This window comes from Streptomyces sp. NPDC001381 (assembly GCF_042895685.1).
GTDB lineage: Bacteria > Actinomycetota > Actinomycetes > Streptomycetales > Streptomycetaceae > Streptomyces.
In genome coordinates, this window is the sequence record NZ_JBIAWO010000019.1 from 12,525 (window position 1) to 27,658 (window position 15,134).

The window sequence follows — 15,134 nt, forward strand, 5'->3', positions numbered from 1 at the left end:
CCGCGGTCCGCGGCGGGCCGAGAGCTGTGCTCGCTTACCTCATCAGGCGGCTGTTCGCCGCCGCAGTGATGCTCGTGGTCATCGTCATGGTGGTCTTCGGCATCTTCTTCCTCATTCCCAAGTGGGCCGGGGTCGACATCGCCCTGAGCTTCGTGGGCAAGCAGGCCGACCCTGCCGCCGTCGAGGGTGTGCGCGAGAAGCTGGGCCTGGGCGACCCGATCTACGCCCAGGTCTGGGAGTTCTTCAAGGGAATCTTCGCCGGCCGTACCTACACGGGCGGCGGGGACACCATCCACTGCGCCGCACCGTGCTTCGGCTACTCCTTCCGCAGTGAGCAGGCAGTCTGGCCGGTGCTGACCGACCGCTTCCCGGTGACCCTGGCGCTCGCGCTCGGTGCCGCCGTGCTGTGGCTGCTCATGGGCGTCTCGGCCGGTGTGCTCTCCGCCCTCAAGCGGGGCAGTCTGTGGGACCGCGGCGCGATGGTGATCGCGCTCTCGGGTGTCTCCCTCCCGATCTACTTCACCGGCATGGTCGCGCTGTCGATCTTCGTCTACGGACTGAACCTGTTCGACGGGCAGTTCGTGCCCCTGGAGGACAGCTTCAGCGGCTGGTTCGGCGGCATGATCCTGCCCTGGGTCACCCTGGCGTTCCTGTACGCGGCGATGTACGCGCGCATCACCCGCGCCACCATGCTGGAGATCCTCGGCGAGGACTACATCCGCACCGCCCGCGCCAAGGGCCTCACGGAGCGGACCGTCATCGGCAAGCACGCCATGCGCTCCACGATGACGCCCCTGCTGACCATGCTCGGCATGGACCTCGGTGCCCTCATCGGTGGCGCGATCCTGACCGAGACGGCGTTCAACCTGCCCGGTCTCGGCCAGGCCGTGCTCAACGCCATCAAGAACCAGGACCTGCCCATCATTCTGGGCGTCACCCTGATCACTTCTCTCGCGGTGCTCGTCGCCAACCTCGTGGTGGACATCCTGTACGCCGTGATCGACCCCCGAGTGAGGCTCGCATGACCGACCTCAGCAAGAGCGGAGCGGCCGTGGGCGAGCCCACCCCCGCCTCGCCCGCGCCGAGCGCCTTCCTCGAAGTGCGCGACCTCAAGGTGCACTTCCCCACCGACGACGGCCTGGTCAAGTCCGTCGACGGGCTCAGCTTCCAGCTGGAGAAGGGCAAGACCCTCGGCATCGTCGGCGAGTCCGGTTCCGGCAAGTCGGTGACCTCGCTCGGCATCATGGGCCTGCACACGGCCGGCCAGTACGGCAAGCGCAAGGCGCAGATCTCCGGCGAGATCTGGCTGAACGGCACCGAGCTGCTCTCGGCCGACCCGGACCACGTGCGCAAGCTGCGCGGCCGTGAGATGGCGATGATCTTCCAGGATCCGCTGTCGGCGCTGCACCCGTACTACACGATCGGCCAGCAGATCGTGGAGGCCTACCGGATCCACCACGACGTCGACAAGAAGACCGCGAAGCGGCGCGCGGTCGAGATGCTCGACCGGGTGGGCATCCCGCAGCCGGACAAGCGGGTCGACAACTACCCGCACGAGTTCTCCGGCGGTATGCGCCAGCGCGCGATGATCGCGATGTCGCTGGTGAACAACCCCGAGCTGCTCATCGCGGACGAGCCGACGACCGCCCTGGACGTGACCGTCCAGGCGCAGATCCTCGACCTGCTCCGGGACCTGCAGAAGGAGTTCGGCTCCGCGATCATCATCATCACCCACGACCTGGGCGTCGTCGCCGAACTGGCCGACGACATCCTGGTGATGTACGGCGGCCGCTGTGTCGAGCGGGGTCCGGCCGACAAGGTGTTCTACGAGCCCCGCCACCCCTACACCTGGGGTCTGCTCGGCTCGATGCCGCGGCTGGACCGCGAGCAGCAGGACCGCCTGATCCCGGTCAAGGGCTCCCCGCCCTCCCTGATCAACGTCCCGTCCGGCTGTGCCTTCAACCCGCGCTGCCCGTACGCGGACCTCCCGAAGGACAACGTCACCCGCACCGTCCGCCCCGAGCTCGCCGAGGTCGGCAGCCGGCACTGGGCGGCCTGCCACCTGGGCAAGGAGCAGCGGGAGCGTATCTGGACCGAAGAGATTGCGCCGAAGCTGTGAGTGACGAGAAAGCGGTGACGATTCCCGCGCAGAGCGAGGGCCCGGCCGGCCGCCGTGCCGACGGCGAGGTGCTGCTGAAGGTCACCGGGCTCCAGAAGCACTTCCCGATCAAGAAGGGCCTGCTCCAGCGGCAGGTCGGGGCGGTGCACGCGGTCGACGGCCTGGACTTCGAGGTCCGCTCCGGCGAAACGCTCGGCGTCGTGGGCGAGTCCGGCTGCGGCAAGTCGACGATGGGCCGGCTGATCACGCGACTGCTCGAACCGACCGGCGGCAAGGTCGAGTTCGAGGGCAAGGACATCACGCACCTCGGGGTGGGCGGGATGCGTCCGCTGCGCCGCGACGTGCAGATGATCTTCCAGGACCCGTACTCCTCGCTGAACCCGCGGCACACCATCGGCACGATCATCGGCGCTCCCTTCAAGCTGCAGGGCGTGACGCCCGAGGGCGGCATCAAGAAGGAAGTGCAGCGGCTGCTGTCGGTCGTGGGCCTCAACCCCGAGCACTACAACCGCTACCCGCACGAGTTCTCCGGCGGTCAGCGCCAGCGCATCGGCATCGCCCGCGCGCTCGCGCTGAACCCCAAGCTGGTCGTGGCGGACGAGCCGGTCTCCGCGCTGGACGTGTCGATCCAGGCCCAGGTGGTGAACCTCCTCGACGACCTCCAGGAGGAGCTCGGCCTTACGTACGTGATCATCGCGCACGACCTGTCGGTCGTCCGGCACGTCTCGGACCGGATCGCGGTGATGTACCTCGGCAAGATCGTGGAGCTGGCCGACCGCGACCTGCTCTACAAGACGCCGATGCACCCGTACACCAAGGCGCTCATGTCGGCGGTGCCGATCCCCGACCCCAGCCGCAAGAACGCCAAGAGCGAGCGGATCCTGCTCAAGGGCGACGTGCCCTCGCCGATCTCGCCGCCGAGCGGCTGCCGCTTCCACACCCGGTGCTGGAAGGCGACGGAGATCTGCCGGACGACCGAGCCGAAGCTCGTGGAGCTGCGGCCGGGCCAGCAGGTCGCCTGCCACCACCCGGAGAGCTTCGCGGACCAGGCTCCGCAGGACACCGTCCTGCTGACCGTCGCCAAGGAGGCGGCGGAGCTGGTCGCGGACGAGGTCCTCGCGGAGTCGGCGGAGACCTCGGCGGCGGTGGCGGCGGAGGTCGCGGAGCACGGTGAGGCCCCGGAGGGCGGTGACGCCGGCGGTGAGTCCCCGGGCACCGCCGAGGCCGCGGAAGCCGGTGAGGTCACCAAGAGCCAGGAGTCAACCGACAAGTAGCGCATGACGAGTTGGCAAAGTCATGCACATGACCGAACGGGAGAGGTCAGAGTCGTCCGTGTCCGACTTATCGGCACACGCTCGAAAGGGACGGCTCATGGCACTCTCCCGTTCGGCACGTACAGGGGCCCTCGCGACCGCGGCGGCCTCTTTCCTCGTCATCGCGGCCTCCGCCGCCCCCGCCCCCGGCGCCGCCGGCATCGGTGACAGCTACTTCCCGCAGCTCGGCAACGGCGGCTTCGACGCCCGGCATTACGACCTGGCCCTCGCCTACGACCCCGGCACCGACCGCCTCGACGGCCGTACGACGATCACCGCACGCGCCGGCCAGACCCTGGCGTCCTTCGATCTGGACCTGCAGAGGCTGGAGGTCACCCGGGTCGAAGTGAACGGCAGACGCGCCGCGTTCACGCGCGACGGCGACGAGATCCGGATCACCCCGCGCGAGGCGCTGCGCAAGGGGAGGACGTTCGAGGTCTCCGTCACGTACGGCGGCGTCCCCGAACCCCTCGGCGGCCCCATCGTGTTCGGCTCGGACTACGGGTGGATGAAGACCGACGACGGCGTGTTCGTCGCCTGTGAGCCCAACGCGGCCTCGACCTGGTTCCCGTCCAGCGACCACCCCTCCGACAAGGCCACCTACGACATCCGGATCAAGGCGCCGAAGGGCCTGACCGCGGTGTCCAACGGCCGGCTGGTCGCGACGTACGACAAGGGCTCCTCGACGTACACCCACTGGCGTGAGACGAAGCCGATGGCGACGTACCTCGCGACCGCCACGATCGGGAAGTTCGACGTCAGGACCGGGACGACCGCCGGGGGTGTCCCGATCTACGTGGCGATCGACCCGGTGCTCGCGAACGGCAACAACGTCGACGTGTACGGCGTGACGGCCGCCGCGACCGACTACTGGTCGCAGGTCTTCGGCCCGTACCCGTTCGAGGAGACCGGCGCGATCGTCGACGACATGCCGCAGGCCGGGTTCTCGCTGGAGGTGCAGTCCAAGCCGGTGTACTCGGCCGTGCGCAGCGAGTCCACGATCGTGCACGAACTGGCCCACCAGTGGTTCGGCGACTCGGTCTCGGTGGCGCACTGGAAGGACATCTGGCTGAACGAGGGCTTCGCCACCTACGCCCAGTGGCTGTGGGCCGAGCACCAGGGCACCCGCTCGGCGCACGACTCCTTCCTGGCCGGGTACAACGCCCGGCCCGCCGACTCCGCCTTCTGGCAGATCACCGTCGGCGACCCGCAGCGCGACACCATGTTCGCCTCCGCCGTCTACCAGCGCGGCGCGATGACCCTCCAGGTCCTGCGCGAGCGCATCGGCGACGCGGCCTTCTTCAGGCTGCTCCCCGCCTGGACGAGACTGCACCGCTACGGCAACGCGGACACCGACGACTTCGTCCGCCTCGCCGAGAGGATCTCCGGACGACAGCTCGACGACCTGTTCCGGACCTGGCTCTTCACCACAGGGAAACCCTCGCTGTAGAGCCGTGCGGCCTGGCTTTGTAAGGTCCACGCCGGTCTTTGGGTGACAATGTAAGGGTGCTCCAGCAAATCTTCAGTCCCTCCGTCCAGCACACGCTCGACCTGATCGGCATCTTCGTGTTCGCCATCTCCGGCGCGCTGCTGGCCGTCCGCAAGAACTTCGACGTGTTCGGCATCGCCGTGCTCGCCGAGGTCACCGCGCTGGGCGGAGGGCTGTTCCGGGACCTGGTCATCGGGGCCGTGCCCCCGGCCGCCTTCACCGACCTGGGGTACTTCCTCACCCCGCTGCTGGCCGCCCTGCTGGTGATCTTCCTCCACCCCCAGGTGGAGCGGATCCAGGCGGCCGTGAACGTCTTCGACGCGGCGGGCCTCGGACTGTTCTGCGTCACGGGCACGACGAAGGCGTACGACTACGGCCTGGGCCTGACCGCGTCGGCGGCCCTCGGCCTCGCCACCGCCGTCGGCGGGGGTGTGCTGCGGGACGTGCTGGCCAACGAGGTGCCGTCGCTGCTGCGCTGGGACCGCGACCTGTACGCGGTCCCGGCGATGGTCGGCGCGACCATGGTGGCGCTGTGCATCCGCTACGACGTCCTCACCCCGCTGGCCAGCGGTTTCGCGGCGGCTACCGCTTTCGTCCTGCGGCTGCTCGCGATGCGGTTCCACTGGCGAGCGCCTCGCGCCTGGAACCGGCGGTCGACGGTGCGCGAGGAGTAGCCGCCCCCGGGGTGATCCGGCGCTGGTCCAGCTGGGTCGTCAGCCAGCGGAACGCCGGCACCACCTGCGGCCGCCACAGCGCCATGGTGTGGCCGCCCGCGCTCTTCGGGACGTACACCACGTGCACGGCGGTCGGTGCCTTCGCCTCCCGCCGCAGGGCCAGCGCCGCCTCGTAGCCGTCGTGGGGCTGGCCGGAGAGGTAGAGCGCCACGGGCGGCGGCACGGCGGCGCGGGCGAGCATCAGATACGGGTCGGTTGCCCGGCGCAGGGCGGGGTCCTGGGCGGCCAGGGAGTCCCGTTCGCCCCGCGGGTCGTTGTAGCCGGACAGGCTCACCGCCGCCCGGTAGCGGTCGGGGTGGGCGACGGCCAGCTTGACCGCGCAGTGCGCCCCGGCCGAGTACCCGGCGACCGCCCACCCCCGGGGGGCGGGCTGGGCCCGGAAGTTGTCCATGACCATCTTCGGCACGTCGACGCTCAGCCAGGTGTCGGCGTTGACGGTGCCGGGCACGTTGGCGCAGCCGGTGTCCACGCCGGGCAGCAGGGTGGTGCGGGGTGCGACCAGGATGAACGGCGCGACCCCGCCCCCGCGCATCTGCGGGGCGAGCTGCGCGGGCGCGCGCAGCGACCCGAACCACGACTTGGGGGAGCCGGGGTAGCCCGGCAGCAGCTCGACCACGGGGAACCTGTGGTGGGCGTACGCGGGCTCGTCGTACTGCGGGGGCAGCCAGACGTAGACCTCGGCGTCGACCCCGGAGACGCGGCCCTTGAGCTGGGTCACGCGGACCCCGCCGCCGGCCTGCGTGAAGTGCTGGCGGACCCTCGGCAACTCGCTCAGCGCCATGCCGCCCGTGCCGTCGGCGCCCAGGTCGGCGGCCTGCCGGACGTGGTCGCTCGTGCCGAGCAGGTCGGACCAGTCGTCGTAGAGGTTGTTGGCGTTGTTGACCACGGCGAAGACGAGGGCGACGGCCGTCCCCTGGGCGAACATCAGCATCAGTACCCGGGCGGCGCCCCGCAGGACCCGCGGTCCCCGGATCCGCGACCACAGGGCGAGCGGGAGCGCGACGGCGAGGACGGACAGGGCGACGAGGGTGTAGAGGAAGGTACTTCCGGTGAGGCTCATGTCCCCCTAGAGGGGGAGCCGACGCGCGGGGTTTACGGAGGAGAGCGGACACTTACCAAGAAATTGCCCGCGCCGCACGGGGGAGTACGGAGCACAAAGCTACCGCTTAGTAATCACCTGTTGTACCGTTCAGCCATGCCAGAAGCAGCTACCGCGGCGGCCGCGCGGGCCACCATCGGCGACAGCGAGTTCGACCGCGACACCGCGCTCACCCGGCGCGCCCCCGGCGTCTACGACATCGACCTCTCGGCCGGCTGGACGATCATCAGCGCCGTCAACGGCGGCTATCTGCTCGCCGTCCTCGGCCGCGCCCTCGGGGACGCCCTGCCGCACCGGGACCCCTTCACGATCTCGGCCCACTACCTCACCGCCTCCCAGCCGGGCCCGGCCGTCGTGCGCACGGACGTGGTCCGCACCGGCCGCACCCTGTCGACCGGCCAGGCCTCGCTCCTCCAGTACGACGAGGAGGGCAACGAGGTGGAGCGGATCCGCGTCCTCGCCTCCTACGGGGACCTGGACTCCCTGCCGGACGACGTGCGCACGGCGGCGAAGCCCCCGGCGTTCCCGCCCCTCGACCAGTGCTTCGGCCCCGAGGACGGACCGGCCCCCGTCGACGGCAGCTCCGCGATCACCGACCGGCTGATGCTCAGGCTCGACCCCTCGACCCTGGGCTGGGCGCTCGGGCAGCCCTCCGGCAAGGGCGAGATGCGGGCCTGGTTCGGCCTGAAGGACGGCCGCGACCACGACCCGCTCTCCCTTCTCCTCGCCGTGGACGCCCTGCCCCCGACCGCCTTCGAGATCGGCCTGCGCGGCTGGGTCCCCACGGTCGAGCTCACCGTGCACGTCCGCTCCCGCCCGGCCCCGGGCCCCCTCCGCGTCTCCATCACCACCCGCAACCTCGCGGGCGGCTTCCTGGAGGAGGACGCGGAGGTCTGGGACAGCGCCGACCGCCTGGTCGCCCAGTCCCGCCAGCTGGCCCGCGTCAGGCTCGGCTGAGGGGTTCTCGGCCCAGCCAGGCGGCGAGTTCGGCGTAGGGGCCGGCTTCCTCGGGGGCCGGCCGGGCCGAGTCGAAGGGGGTGCGGGCGTCGCGCTCGGGGTCGGGGAGGTTGCGGTGGCCCGCGGCGAGCGCGAACTCGGCCAGGTCCGGGTCCAGGGCGAGGGGCCGGCCGAGGGACTCGTTGAGGTCCCAGGTGTGGGTCACGATCTCCATGACGTAGCCGGAGAGCGCCGCGTGCCCCGGCACCTCGCCCCACGGGACGCGCACCGGCGCCGTCATGCGCCCGTCGCTCTCCCAGGCCTTCAGGACCCGGGCCCTGACCTCGTCGTAGGCCTCCGCCCAGCCGTCGTCCCCGACGCCGTCGGTGAACGCCGGTTCGGCGAGGCCGTCGCCGCCCTCGCCGACGATCGCGATCCGGCGGGTGCCGCCGACCATGTGGCTCAGCAGGGTGCGGACGTCGAACTCGGTGCAGGGGGTCGGACCGGCGAGCTGGTCCGGCCGTACCGTCCTGATGAGCGCCGCGGCCTGCTCGGTCGCGCGGGTGTAGACGGGGCGGGGGTCGGTGGTGGTCATGGTTCCGGGCCTTTCGTCGGTGGACACGGCCTGGATGCTGGACCCATAACCTGACAGTTTCCGTCAACATTTGGGATCCTGGTGCGGTGAAGTCCGACCGCCTCCTGTCGATCCTGCTGCTCCTGCAGACCCGTGGCCGGGTCCCCGCCCGCGAACTCGCCGAGCGCCTCGAGGTGTCGGTGCGCACCATCTACCGGGACGTCGAGGCCCTGTCCGCCTCCGGCGTCCCCGTCTACGCCGAGCGCGGCCGCCACGGCGGCATCGAACTGCTCCCCGGGTTCCGCACGGACGTCACCGGCCTCACCGCCGACGAGTCCCGTGCCCTGTTCATCCTGGCCGCCCAGGGCGCCCACGCCGCCCTCGGCCTGGACGCCGCCCTCGGCTCCGCGCTGCGCAAGGTGATGGCCGCGCTGCCCGCCCCGCACCGGCCCGCCGCCGAGGTGACCAGCCGCCGCATCCTGGTCGACGCCACCCGCTGGAAGGGCGGCCCGCAGCCGGCCGTCGACCTCGACGTGCTGCAGGACGCCGTCTTCGCCGACCGGCGGCTGCGCCTGCGCTACCGGCACAGTGGCCACCCGGAGCCCAGCACCTACACCGTCGACCCGTACGGGCTCGTGTCCAAGGCGGGCGTCTGGTACCTCGTCGCCGACCGGCGCGGAACCCCCCGGCTGTTCCGCGCCGACCGGGTGCGTTCGGCGGCGATGCTCGACGAACCCGTACGGCGGCGGCCGGGCGTCGAACTCGCCGACGCCTGGGAGCTGCTGCGCCGCCGTGTCGAGGAGCGCCCCGGCGGACTCGACGTCACGGTCCGGGTCCGGCGCGAGCGGCTCGACATGTTCCTGCGCCTGAACGCCTCGGCCCTGGTGGAACTCCCCGACGGCCGGGAGCGCGGAGAGGGCGGAGAGGGCGGCGCGGGCGGCGCGGACGACTGGGTGACCGTCCGGCTGTCGTACGGATCCGTCCGCGAGGCCCGCCAACTCCTCGCGTACTCCGACCAGGTGGAGGTCCTCTCACCGCCGGAAGTGCGTGAGGAACTGCGCGCGACGGCCGCCTCTGTCACGGAGCTGTACCAGCGCACCGCGGACTCCCCCGAGGTGAACGCACAGGTCGGGGACGTTTCTTGAGGCGCGCTTTACCCCATTGACAGCCGGGGGACAGAGCGGGCTCAAGGAAGCCTCAGCCGCCGTTGGTTGAGTGCCCGCACCTCAGGACTTCCTCATCGTGCTTGGAGCTGTCTCTCATGAAGCGTGTGCGTCTCGTCCCGGCGGTGGCCCTGTTGGCGCTCTCGCCCCTCGCCCTGGTGGCCTGCGGCTCGGACGACTCCTCGTCCTCCAGCGGCACCTCCGGTCAGAACCAGAGCTGCCAGGCGCCGTCCGGCATGCCGACCGGTGCCGCCCCGAGCGGCGCCCCGTCGGGCGCGCCCACCGGCGCCGCCTCCGGTCAGCCGACCGGCACCCCGACCGGTGTCCCCTCCGGCATGCCGAGCGGTGGTCCCGGCGGTGGCGGGCAGGGCGGTCCCGGCGGCGGCTGCGGCGGCCCCGGCGGCGGTCAGCCGGGCGGCGGCCAGCAGTCCCAGCAGCAGGGCTGACGGCTCGGCGGCCCGGTACGGCGGGGGCGGCACATCCGGGAACGGGTGTGCCGCCCCTGCGTGTTGCACGACCCGTGCCGCGCCGTGCGGCGCCGGTGCTCAGTCCAGCCAGTGGTGGCGGCCGATGCTGATCAGCCGCATCTGGCGGGTCACCAGCTGGGTGACGCGCTCGCGCTCCTCCTCCGAGGCCTCCAGGGACTCCAGGAACTGCGAGGCCGTGACCAGCATCTGGTCCACGAAGAGGTGCGCGAGCATCAGCAGATCCTCGTCGCTCCAGCCCCGCGACTCGGGGTCCTTGGCCAGTTCCGCCTTCACCTCCTCGGCGAACCGCCCCAGTTGACTGCGGATCGCCTCCCGCACGGGCTGGACCCCGCCGTGCCGCTCCCGGGCGATGAAGCGGACGTGTGCCGGGTGGGTGTGCACATGGTGGGCGATCAGCTCGACGGCACGGGTGATGCGTTCGTCGCTGCTCTCGGCGCCGGACACGGTGTTCTGGATCATCGGGTGGAGGCTGCCCAGCGCCTCCTCGACCAGGGCGACGCCGAGATCCGCGGTGGAGCGGAAGTGGCGGTAGAAGGCGGTGGGGGCGACCCCGACGGCGCGGGTGACCTCGCGCAGGCCCAGGCTGCTCAGGCTCTGCTCCTCCAGCAGCCCCAACGCGGCGTCCAGGAGCGCCTGCCGGGTCTTCTGCTTCTGGGCCTGCCGGATACCGAGGGTGTGACTCATGTCATCCAGTTAACAACTGTTCTCCGGAATTGGAAAGTCATGGGGAGCGCTAGACTGGGAACTCAGTGAACAAGTGTTACTACAACTGTTCACCCAACCGTAACGGAGGGGGATCCGATCCCATGCTGTTCCTCGTCGCCGCACTGCTGCTGCTCGGCGTCGTCCTGGGCACGGTGGCCCACGCGCCGCTCAGCTTCACGCTCGTCGCCGCCGCAGTGATCGCCGTCTGGCTCGGAATCTTCGCGCTCCGGGAGCGTCACGCCCGCCGCGGTCACACCTCGACCCACTGACCGGCCACCGTCCGACAGGAGCTGAACGATCATGCAACTCACCGCACCGGCCACCGACCGTGCCCCCCGCCGCACCGGACTGCGCGACACCGACGGGATGGCCGTCGCGTCGTTCGTCCTCGGCCTCCTGGGCCTTCTGGTCCTCAACCTCTTCCTCGGCCCGACCGCCATCGTGCTGGCCTCGGTGGCCCTGATCCGCGGCACCTCCCGCCGTGGGCGCGCCTGGCTCGGCCTCACCCTGGGCGTCGCCGACCTGGTGGTCCTCCTGGCCTTCATGCAGGCGGACGCGTCGGTTTCGTGGAGCTTCTGAGCCCGCGACGCCGGGTCCCTGGCGGATCCGCCGCGGTCGCGGCCCCGGCAGGGCGCGCCCCCGGCCACCGCCCAGGCCGACCGTGACACGAGGCTCCTGAAGGGCGCCCCGTAGAATCGTGCCCACCATGGCATACCTCGACCACGCCGCGACCACCCCGATGCTCCCGGAGGCAGTCGAGGCACTCAGCGCGCACCTGGGCATCACCGGCAACGCCTCCTCCCTCCACGCGTCCGGCCGCCGTGCGAGGCGGACGGTCGAGGAGGCCCGCGAGACGCTGGCGGAGGCGCTCGGCGCCCGCCCCAGCGAGGTGGTGTTCACCTCCGGCGGCACCGAGGCCGACAATCTCGCGGTCAAGGGCCTGTACTGGTCCCGCCGCGACGCCGACCCGGCCCGCACCCGGGTGCTGGCCAGCCCCGTCGAGCACCACGCGGTCCTCGACGCCGTGCACTGGCTGGGCGAGCACGAGGGCGCCCGGATCGAGTACCTCCCGGTCGACGCGTACGGACGCGTCCACCCCGACGATCTCCGCGAGGCCCTCGCCCGCGACCCCGGCGACGTCGCACTCGCCACCGTCATGTGGGCGAACAACGAGATCGGCACGATCATGCCGGTCCGTGAACTCGCCGACGTCGCCGCCGAGTTCGGTGTCCCCCTGCATGCCGACGCCGTTCAGGCCTTCGGCCAGGTCCCCGTCGACTTCGCCGCCTCCGGCCTCGCCGCGATGACCGTCTCCGGCCACAAGATCGGCGGCCCCTACGGCATCGGCGCCCTCCTCCTCGGCCGCGAGTACACCCCCGTCCCGGTCCTGCACGGCGGCGGTCAGGAACGGCATGTGCGCTCCGGGACCCTCGACGTGCCCGCGATCGCCTCCTTCGCGGTCGCCGGCCGGCTCGCCGCCGAGCAGCGCGAGTGGTTCGCCCGCGAGATCGGCGCCCTGCGCGACGCCCTGGTCGTCGCGGTCCGCGCGGCCGTCCCGGACGCGATCCTCGGCGGCGACCCGGCGCCGGAGGGCCGCCTTCCGGCCAACGCGCACTTCACCTTCCCGGGCTGCGAGGGCGACTCGCTGCTCCTGCTCCTCGACGCCCAGGGCATCGAGTGCTCCACCGGCTCCGCCTGCACGGCCGGCGTCGCCCAGCCCAGCCATGTCCTGCTCGCCACCGGCACCGATCCCGACCTGGCCCGCGGCACCCTGCGCTTCTCCCTCGGCCACACCTCCACCGAGGCCGACGTCGAGGCGCTGGCCAAGGTCATCGGCCCGGTGGTGGAACGGGCCCGCGCGGCCGGGCTGACGTAACCCCCCCGGCCCTGGTGTTCGGCGGACCTCTTCAAAGGGATCTGCCAGCCACGGCCGTCACCATGAACCCGGCCCGGCAAGCCGGGCCAGGGCTGCCGCCGGCACTTCCACTGCCGGCGGCAGCCTGCTTCGGCGAGGCCCGCCGAAGGGCCTAGCTCTCCGTCACCATGAGGGACGCCATCATGCCCTCGTCCTCGTGCTGGAGCAGATGGCAGTGGAGCATGTACATGTACGTGTCGTCGGCGAAGTCGGTGAACTTCATCGCGATCTTGATGGAGCCGCCGCCGACCACCTCGTAGGTGTCGAACCAGCCGAGGTCGACGCCGGTGGGCTCCTCACCGTTGATCTCGATCAGCTGGAACGGCACGTCGTGCAGGTGGAAGGAGTGTTCCAGCTGCGTACCGTTCTTGATCGTCCAGACCTCCTCGGCGTCCAGCGTGGTGCTGATCATCGCCATCGAGGCCATGCTGGTGCCCGCGGAGCCGTTGATCGTCATGGTCTGCCCGCTCTGGCCGAGGGTGATCGTCCGCGCGGTGAAGTCGCTCGTGTCGTACCGGGTGATGGTGTTGAGCGTGCTCGGCAGGTCCTCGGGGGTGTCCGAGGCGTCCGGGGTGACGGTCAGGAAGTCGTACGTGCCGCTTCCGCCGCGGATCCAGCCGGTGGTGACGACCGCCTGGAGGGTGACCGCGTCCTCCAGGTCGAGGACGAACTCGGCGCGGGCGCCGGCCACCAGCCGGATCGTGGTCACCTCGGTGGCCTCGGTGAGATAGCCCTGGTCGGTGGCGATCTGGGTGAGCGTGCCGCCGTCGCCGCGCTGGATGGTCAGGATGTCGGCGGGGGAGGCGTTCAGCACGCGGAAGCGCGTGCGCTTCTTGGTGGCCGTGAAGCCGAGGGTGGTGGAGTCGACGTTGGTGCCGTTGCACAGCACCGGGTAGCTGAGGCCCGAACTGAGGTAGCCGGTGACGTCGTACTTGATGTCGCCGCTGCTGTCGACGGCCAGACACTGCAGGATGATCGGGATGTCGTCGACGCCGTACTCGCTCGGCAGCGCGGCCGAGGCGTCCGAGTCGTCCTCGACGATGATCATCCCGGCCAGGCCGTGGACGACCTGCTCGGCCGTGGTGCCCAGGGCGTGCGGGTGGTACCAGAGGGTCTTGGCCTCGTCCAGGACCTCGAAGGTGGGTGACCAGGTCTCGCCGTCGGCGAAGGAGTTCTGCGGGCCGCCGTCCATCTTGGGCGGGACATGGGCGCCGTGGAAGTGCACGGTGGTGTCGTCGCCCAGGCTGTTGGTGATGTTCATCAGGACCGTGTCGCCCTTGGTCCACTTCATGGTCGGGCCGAGGAAGGTCCCGTTGTAGCCGGCCGTGGTGCTGCTGACGCCGCTGAGCACCTCGCCGGTGCCGGTCTTCGCGGTCAGGGTGAAGGTGGTGGTGCCGTCGGAGGCGGTGCCCTCCAGCAGGTCGGGGACGGTGAGGGTGCCGGTGGCCTCCGTCGCCGCCGCGGCCTTGCTGTTGTTGCCGCCGGTCAGCAGGGAGAAGGTGGCTCCCGCCGCGCCGACGGCGCCGAGCCCGACCCCGGCCATGCCGCCGAGGAACTTCCGCCGGTGCAGGCCCTTGCCGCCCCGGCCCCTCGTCTCCTTCGCGTGCTCGTCCCTGCCGTCGCGTCCGCTGCGCGCGTGGGCGCCCTTGCTCTGTCGTCCCGCGCCGGAGGCGGGATCCGTGGTGTGGGTCATGGGCGTGGAGCTTCGGGCTAAGGCCTATGTGAAGGCTGAGCCGAAATTAGGAGCGGACCGAGGACGCTGTGCGGGCACCGTGTACGGCAACTGCCTTGAAGCAAAGACAAGTTGGCGGGGTGCAGGTCATGATCGGGGTGCGGGACACATCGGGCGTCCGATCCTCATGGAGTGTTCAGGATATTGAGGGCGCGTGACCTGCGTCACGTGCCGCTGGATCAGGCGGATGCCGTGCGCGCCTCTTCGACGAGCCGCAGATACCGGTCCCAGTCCCAGTGCTCGCCGGGATCGGTGTGGTCCGTCCCCGGCACCTCGACGTGCCCGATGATGTGGTCACGGTCCACGGGGACGCCGTAGCGCGCGCAGATCCGGGCGGTCAGCCGCGCGGAGGCCTCGTACATCGCGTCGGTGAAGTCCTCCGGCCGGTCCACGAACCCCTCGTGCTCGATGCCGACGCTCCGCTCGTTGTACCCCCGGTTGCCCGCGTGGAACGCCACGTCCAGTTCACGGATCATCTGGGTGACGCCGCCGTCCCGGCCGACGATGTAGTGCGCCGCCGCCTGGTGGCCGGGGTCCTCGAACGCCTCCACCGCGCTGGCCAGATCGCCCTGTGTGACATGGATGACCACCATGTCGATCCCGTAGTCGTCCGGCCGGTCCGCCCAGCGGAAGTTCGCCTCCGAGGCGGCCACCCACCGCGCGCCCCCGAAGTCGACCGCGCCCTCCACGCGCGGTCGGCGCACCCCCGGCAGCCGCCAGTACAGACGCGTCAGCTCCTCACGCGCCAGCGCAGCCGACCCCACGGCGGCCACCGCCCCGCCGATCAGCAGCGCCCGCCGCCCGATCCGCCGGTCGGAGTCGGCCTCTCGCTCCCCCATCGCCCGCCCTTTCTCGCCCTTCGTGATC

The 15,134-nt window shown here is 71.1% G+C and carries 16 protein-coding genes; 11 read left to right on the top strand and 5 right to left on the bottom strand.

What is annotated here, in order from left to right; genetic code table 11:
• Positions 1 to 26 precede the first annotated feature (26 nt).
• The 5 genes from ACFY2L_RS38220 (at position 27) to ACFY2L_RS38240 (ending at position 5,595) form a co-directional block, all read left to right on the top strand.
• Positions 27 to 1,025, top strand: a complete 999-nt coding sequence (locus ACFY2L_RS38220; protein ID WP_390661422.1) for an ABC transporter permease — start codon at positions 27 to 29, stop codon at positions 1,023 to 1,025.
• On the top strand, positions 1,022 to 2,119 hold the full coding sequence (locus tag ACFY2L_RS38225) for an ABC transporter ATP-binding protein (RefSeq protein WP_390661421.1): 1,098 nt from the start codon (positions 1,022 to 1,024) through the stop codon (positions 2,117 to 2,119). Before ACFY2L_RS38220 ends, ACFY2L_RS38225 begins: the two co-directional genes overlap by 4 nt.
• Positions 2,116 to 3,393 carry an ABC transporter ATP-binding protein gene (locus tag ACFY2L_RS38230; protein ID WP_390661420.1) on the top strand — a complete coding sequence of 426 codons (1,278 nt, stop codon included), beginning with the start codon at positions 2,116 to 2,118 and terminating at the stop codon, positions 3,391 to 3,393. Before ACFY2L_RS38225 ends, ACFY2L_RS38230 begins: the two co-directional genes overlap by 4 nt.
• A gap of 97 nt (positions 3,394 to 3,490) precedes the next feature.
• The gene (locus tag ACFY2L_RS38235; RefSeq protein ID WP_390824635.1) at positions 3,491 to 4,882 is read left to right on the top strand and encodes a M1 family metallopeptidase; all 1,392 of its coding nucleotides are present in this window, start codon (positions 3,491 to 3,493) and stop codon (positions 4,880 to 4,882) included.
• A 56-nt stretch (positions 4,883 to 4,938) separates the two neighbouring features.
• Positions 4,939 to 5,595, top strand: coding sequence for a trimeric intracellular cation channel family protein (locus tag ACFY2L_RS38240; protein WP_390661418.1), 657 nt, complete (start codon positions 4,939 to 4,941; stop codon positions 5,593 to 5,595).
• On the opposite strand, the gene ACFY2L_RS38245 is transcribed toward ACFY2L_RS38240, so the two are convergent.
• Positions 5,504 to 6,715, bottom strand: coding sequence for an alpha/beta hydrolase (locus tag ACFY2L_RS38245; protein ID WP_390661417.1), 1,212 nt, complete (start codon positions 6,713 to 6,715; stop codon positions 5,504 to 5,506). The two genes, ACFY2L_RS38240 and ACFY2L_RS38245, sit on opposite strands and share 92 nt — an antisense overlap.
• Before the next feature lie 135 nt (positions 6,716 to 6,850).
• On the opposite strand from ACFY2L_RS38245, the gene ACFY2L_RS38250 reads away from it, so the two are divergent.
• Positions 6,851 to 7,711, top strand: a complete 861-nt coding sequence (locus ACFY2L_RS38250; protein WP_390661416.1) for a thioesterase family protein — start codon at positions 6,851 to 6,853, stop codon at positions 7,709 to 7,711.
• Here the strand turns inward: ACFY2L_RS38250 and ACFY2L_RS38255 are convergent.
• Positions 7,698 to 8,285: a TIGR03086 family metal-binding protein gene (locus ACFY2L_RS38255; RefSeq protein WP_390661462.1), complete on the bottom strand. Its 588-nt coding sequence runs from the start codon at positions 8,283 to 8,285 to the stop codon at positions 7,698 to 7,700. The two genes, ACFY2L_RS38250 and ACFY2L_RS38255, sit on opposite strands and share 14 nt — an antisense overlap.
• 86 nt (positions 8,286 to 8,371) lie before the next feature.
• Here ACFY2L_RS38255 and ACFY2L_RS38260 point away from each other — a divergent pair, with 86 nt between their 5' ends.
• A complete protein-coding gene (locus ACFY2L_RS38260) occupies positions 8,372 to 9,409 on the top strand; it encodes a helix-turn-helix transcriptional regulator (protein ID WP_390824636.1) in 1,038 nt (345 codons plus the stop codon).
• Positions 9,410 to 9,525: 116 nt separating this feature from the next.
• Complete coding sequence (locus ACFY2L_RS38265) at positions 9,526 to 9,873, top strand: hypothetical protein (protein ID WP_390824637.1); 348 nt, start codon at positions 9,526 to 9,528, stop codon at positions 9,871 to 9,873.
• Between the two features lie 99 nt (positions 9,874 to 9,972).
• On the opposite strand, the gene ACFY2L_RS38270 is transcribed toward ACFY2L_RS38265, so the two are convergent.
• Positions 9,973 to 10,599: a TetR family transcriptional regulator gene (locus ACFY2L_RS38270; protein WP_390661413.1), complete on the bottom strand. Its 627-nt coding sequence runs from the start codon at positions 10,597 to 10,599 to the stop codon at positions 9,973 to 9,975.
• A gap of 122 nt (positions 10,600 to 10,721) precedes the next feature.
• On the opposite strand from ACFY2L_RS38270, the gene ACFY2L_RS38275 reads away from it, so the two are divergent.
• From ACFY2L_RS38275 to ACFY2L_RS38285, 3 genes are all read left to right on the top strand, one after another.
• Positions 10,722 to 10,889 (top strand): hypothetical protein, encoded by a 168-nt coding sequence (locus tag ACFY2L_RS38275; RefSeq protein WP_390661412.1) that lies wholly within the window; start codon positions 10,722 to 10,724, stop codon positions 10,887 to 10,889.
• A 31-nt stretch (positions 10,890 to 10,920) separates the two neighbouring features.
• On the top strand, positions 10,921 to 11,199 hold the full coding sequence (locus ACFY2L_RS38280) for a DUF4190 domain-containing protein (RefSeq protein WP_390661411.1): 279 nt from the start codon (positions 10,921 to 10,923) through the stop codon (positions 11,197 to 11,199).
• A gap of 127 nt (positions 11,200 to 11,326) precedes the next feature.
• A complete protein-coding gene (locus tag ACFY2L_RS38285; protein ID WP_390661410.1) occupies positions 11,327 to 12,496 on the top strand; it encodes a cysteine desulfurase family protein in 1,170 nt (389 codons plus the stop codon).
• Between the two features lie 151 nt (positions 12,497 to 12,647).
• Here ACFY2L_RS38285 and ACFY2L_RS38290 read toward each other — a convergent pair whose 3' ends face one another.
• Together ACFY2L_RS38290 and ACFY2L_RS38295 are read right to left on the bottom strand one after the other, a co-directional pair.
• A complete protein-coding gene (locus ACFY2L_RS38290) occupies positions 12,648 to 14,228 on the bottom strand; it encodes a multicopper oxidase family protein (protein WP_390824638.1) in 1,581 nt (526 codons plus the stop codon).
• A 218-nt stretch (positions 14,229 to 14,446) separates the two neighbouring features.
• Entirely contained in the window at positions 14,447 to 15,106 is a 660-nt protein-coding gene (locus ACFY2L_RS38295; RefSeq protein WP_390661408.1) for an N-acetylmuramoyl-L-alanine amidase, read from the bottom strand.
• Between the last annotated feature and the right edge of the window lie 28 nt (positions 15,107 to 15,134).

Coding starts and splice junctions, on each gene's coding strand:
- ACFY2L_RS38255 (WP_390661462.1), bottom strand. CDS start 8,285: ATGACCACCACCGACCCCCGCCCCGTCTACACCCGCGCGACCGAGCAG.
- ACFY2L_RS38270 (WP_390661413.1), bottom strand. CDS start 10,599: ATGAGTCACACCCTCGGTATCCGGCAGGCCCAGAAGCAGAAGACCCGG.
- ACFY2L_RS38295 (WP_390661408.1), bottom strand. CDS start 15,106: ATGGGGGAGCGAGAGGCCGACTCCGACCGGCGGATCGGGCGGCGGGCG.
- ACFY2L_RS38265 (WP_390824637.1), top strand. CDS start 9,526: ATGAAGCGTGTGCGTCTCGTCCCGGCGGTGGCCCTGTTGGCGCTCTCG.
- ACFY2L_RS38275 (WP_390661412.1), top strand. CDS start 10,722: ATGCTGTTCCTCGTCGCCGCACTGCTGCTGCTCGGCGTCGTCCTGGGC.
- ACFY2L_RS38250 (WP_390661416.1), top strand. CDS start 6,851: ATGCCAGAAGCAGCTACCGCGGCGGCCGCGCGGGCCACCATCGGCGAC.
- ACFY2L_RS38280 (WP_390661411.1), top strand. CDS start 10,921: ATGCAACTCACCGCACCGGCCACCGACCGTGCCCCCCGCCGCACCGGA.
- ACFY2L_RS38225 (WP_390661421.1), top strand. CDS start 1,022: ATGACCGACCTCAGCAAGAGCGGAGCGGCCGTGGGCGAGCCCACCCCC.
- ACFY2L_RS38290 (WP_390824638.1), bottom strand. CDS start 14,228: ATGACCCACACCACGGATCCCGCCTCCGGCGCGGGACGACAGAGCAAG.
- ACFY2L_RS38245 (WP_390661417.1), bottom strand. CDS start 6,715: ATGAGCCTCACCGGAAGTACCTTCCTCTACACCCTCGTCGCCCTGTCC.
- ACFY2L_RS38285 (WP_390661410.1), top strand. CDS start 11,327: ATGGCATACCTCGACCACGCCGCGACCACCCCGATGCTCCCGGAGGCA.
- ACFY2L_RS38235 (WP_390824635.1), top strand. CDS start 3,491: ATGGCACTCTCCCGTTCGGCACGTACAGGGGCCCTCGCGACCGCGGCG.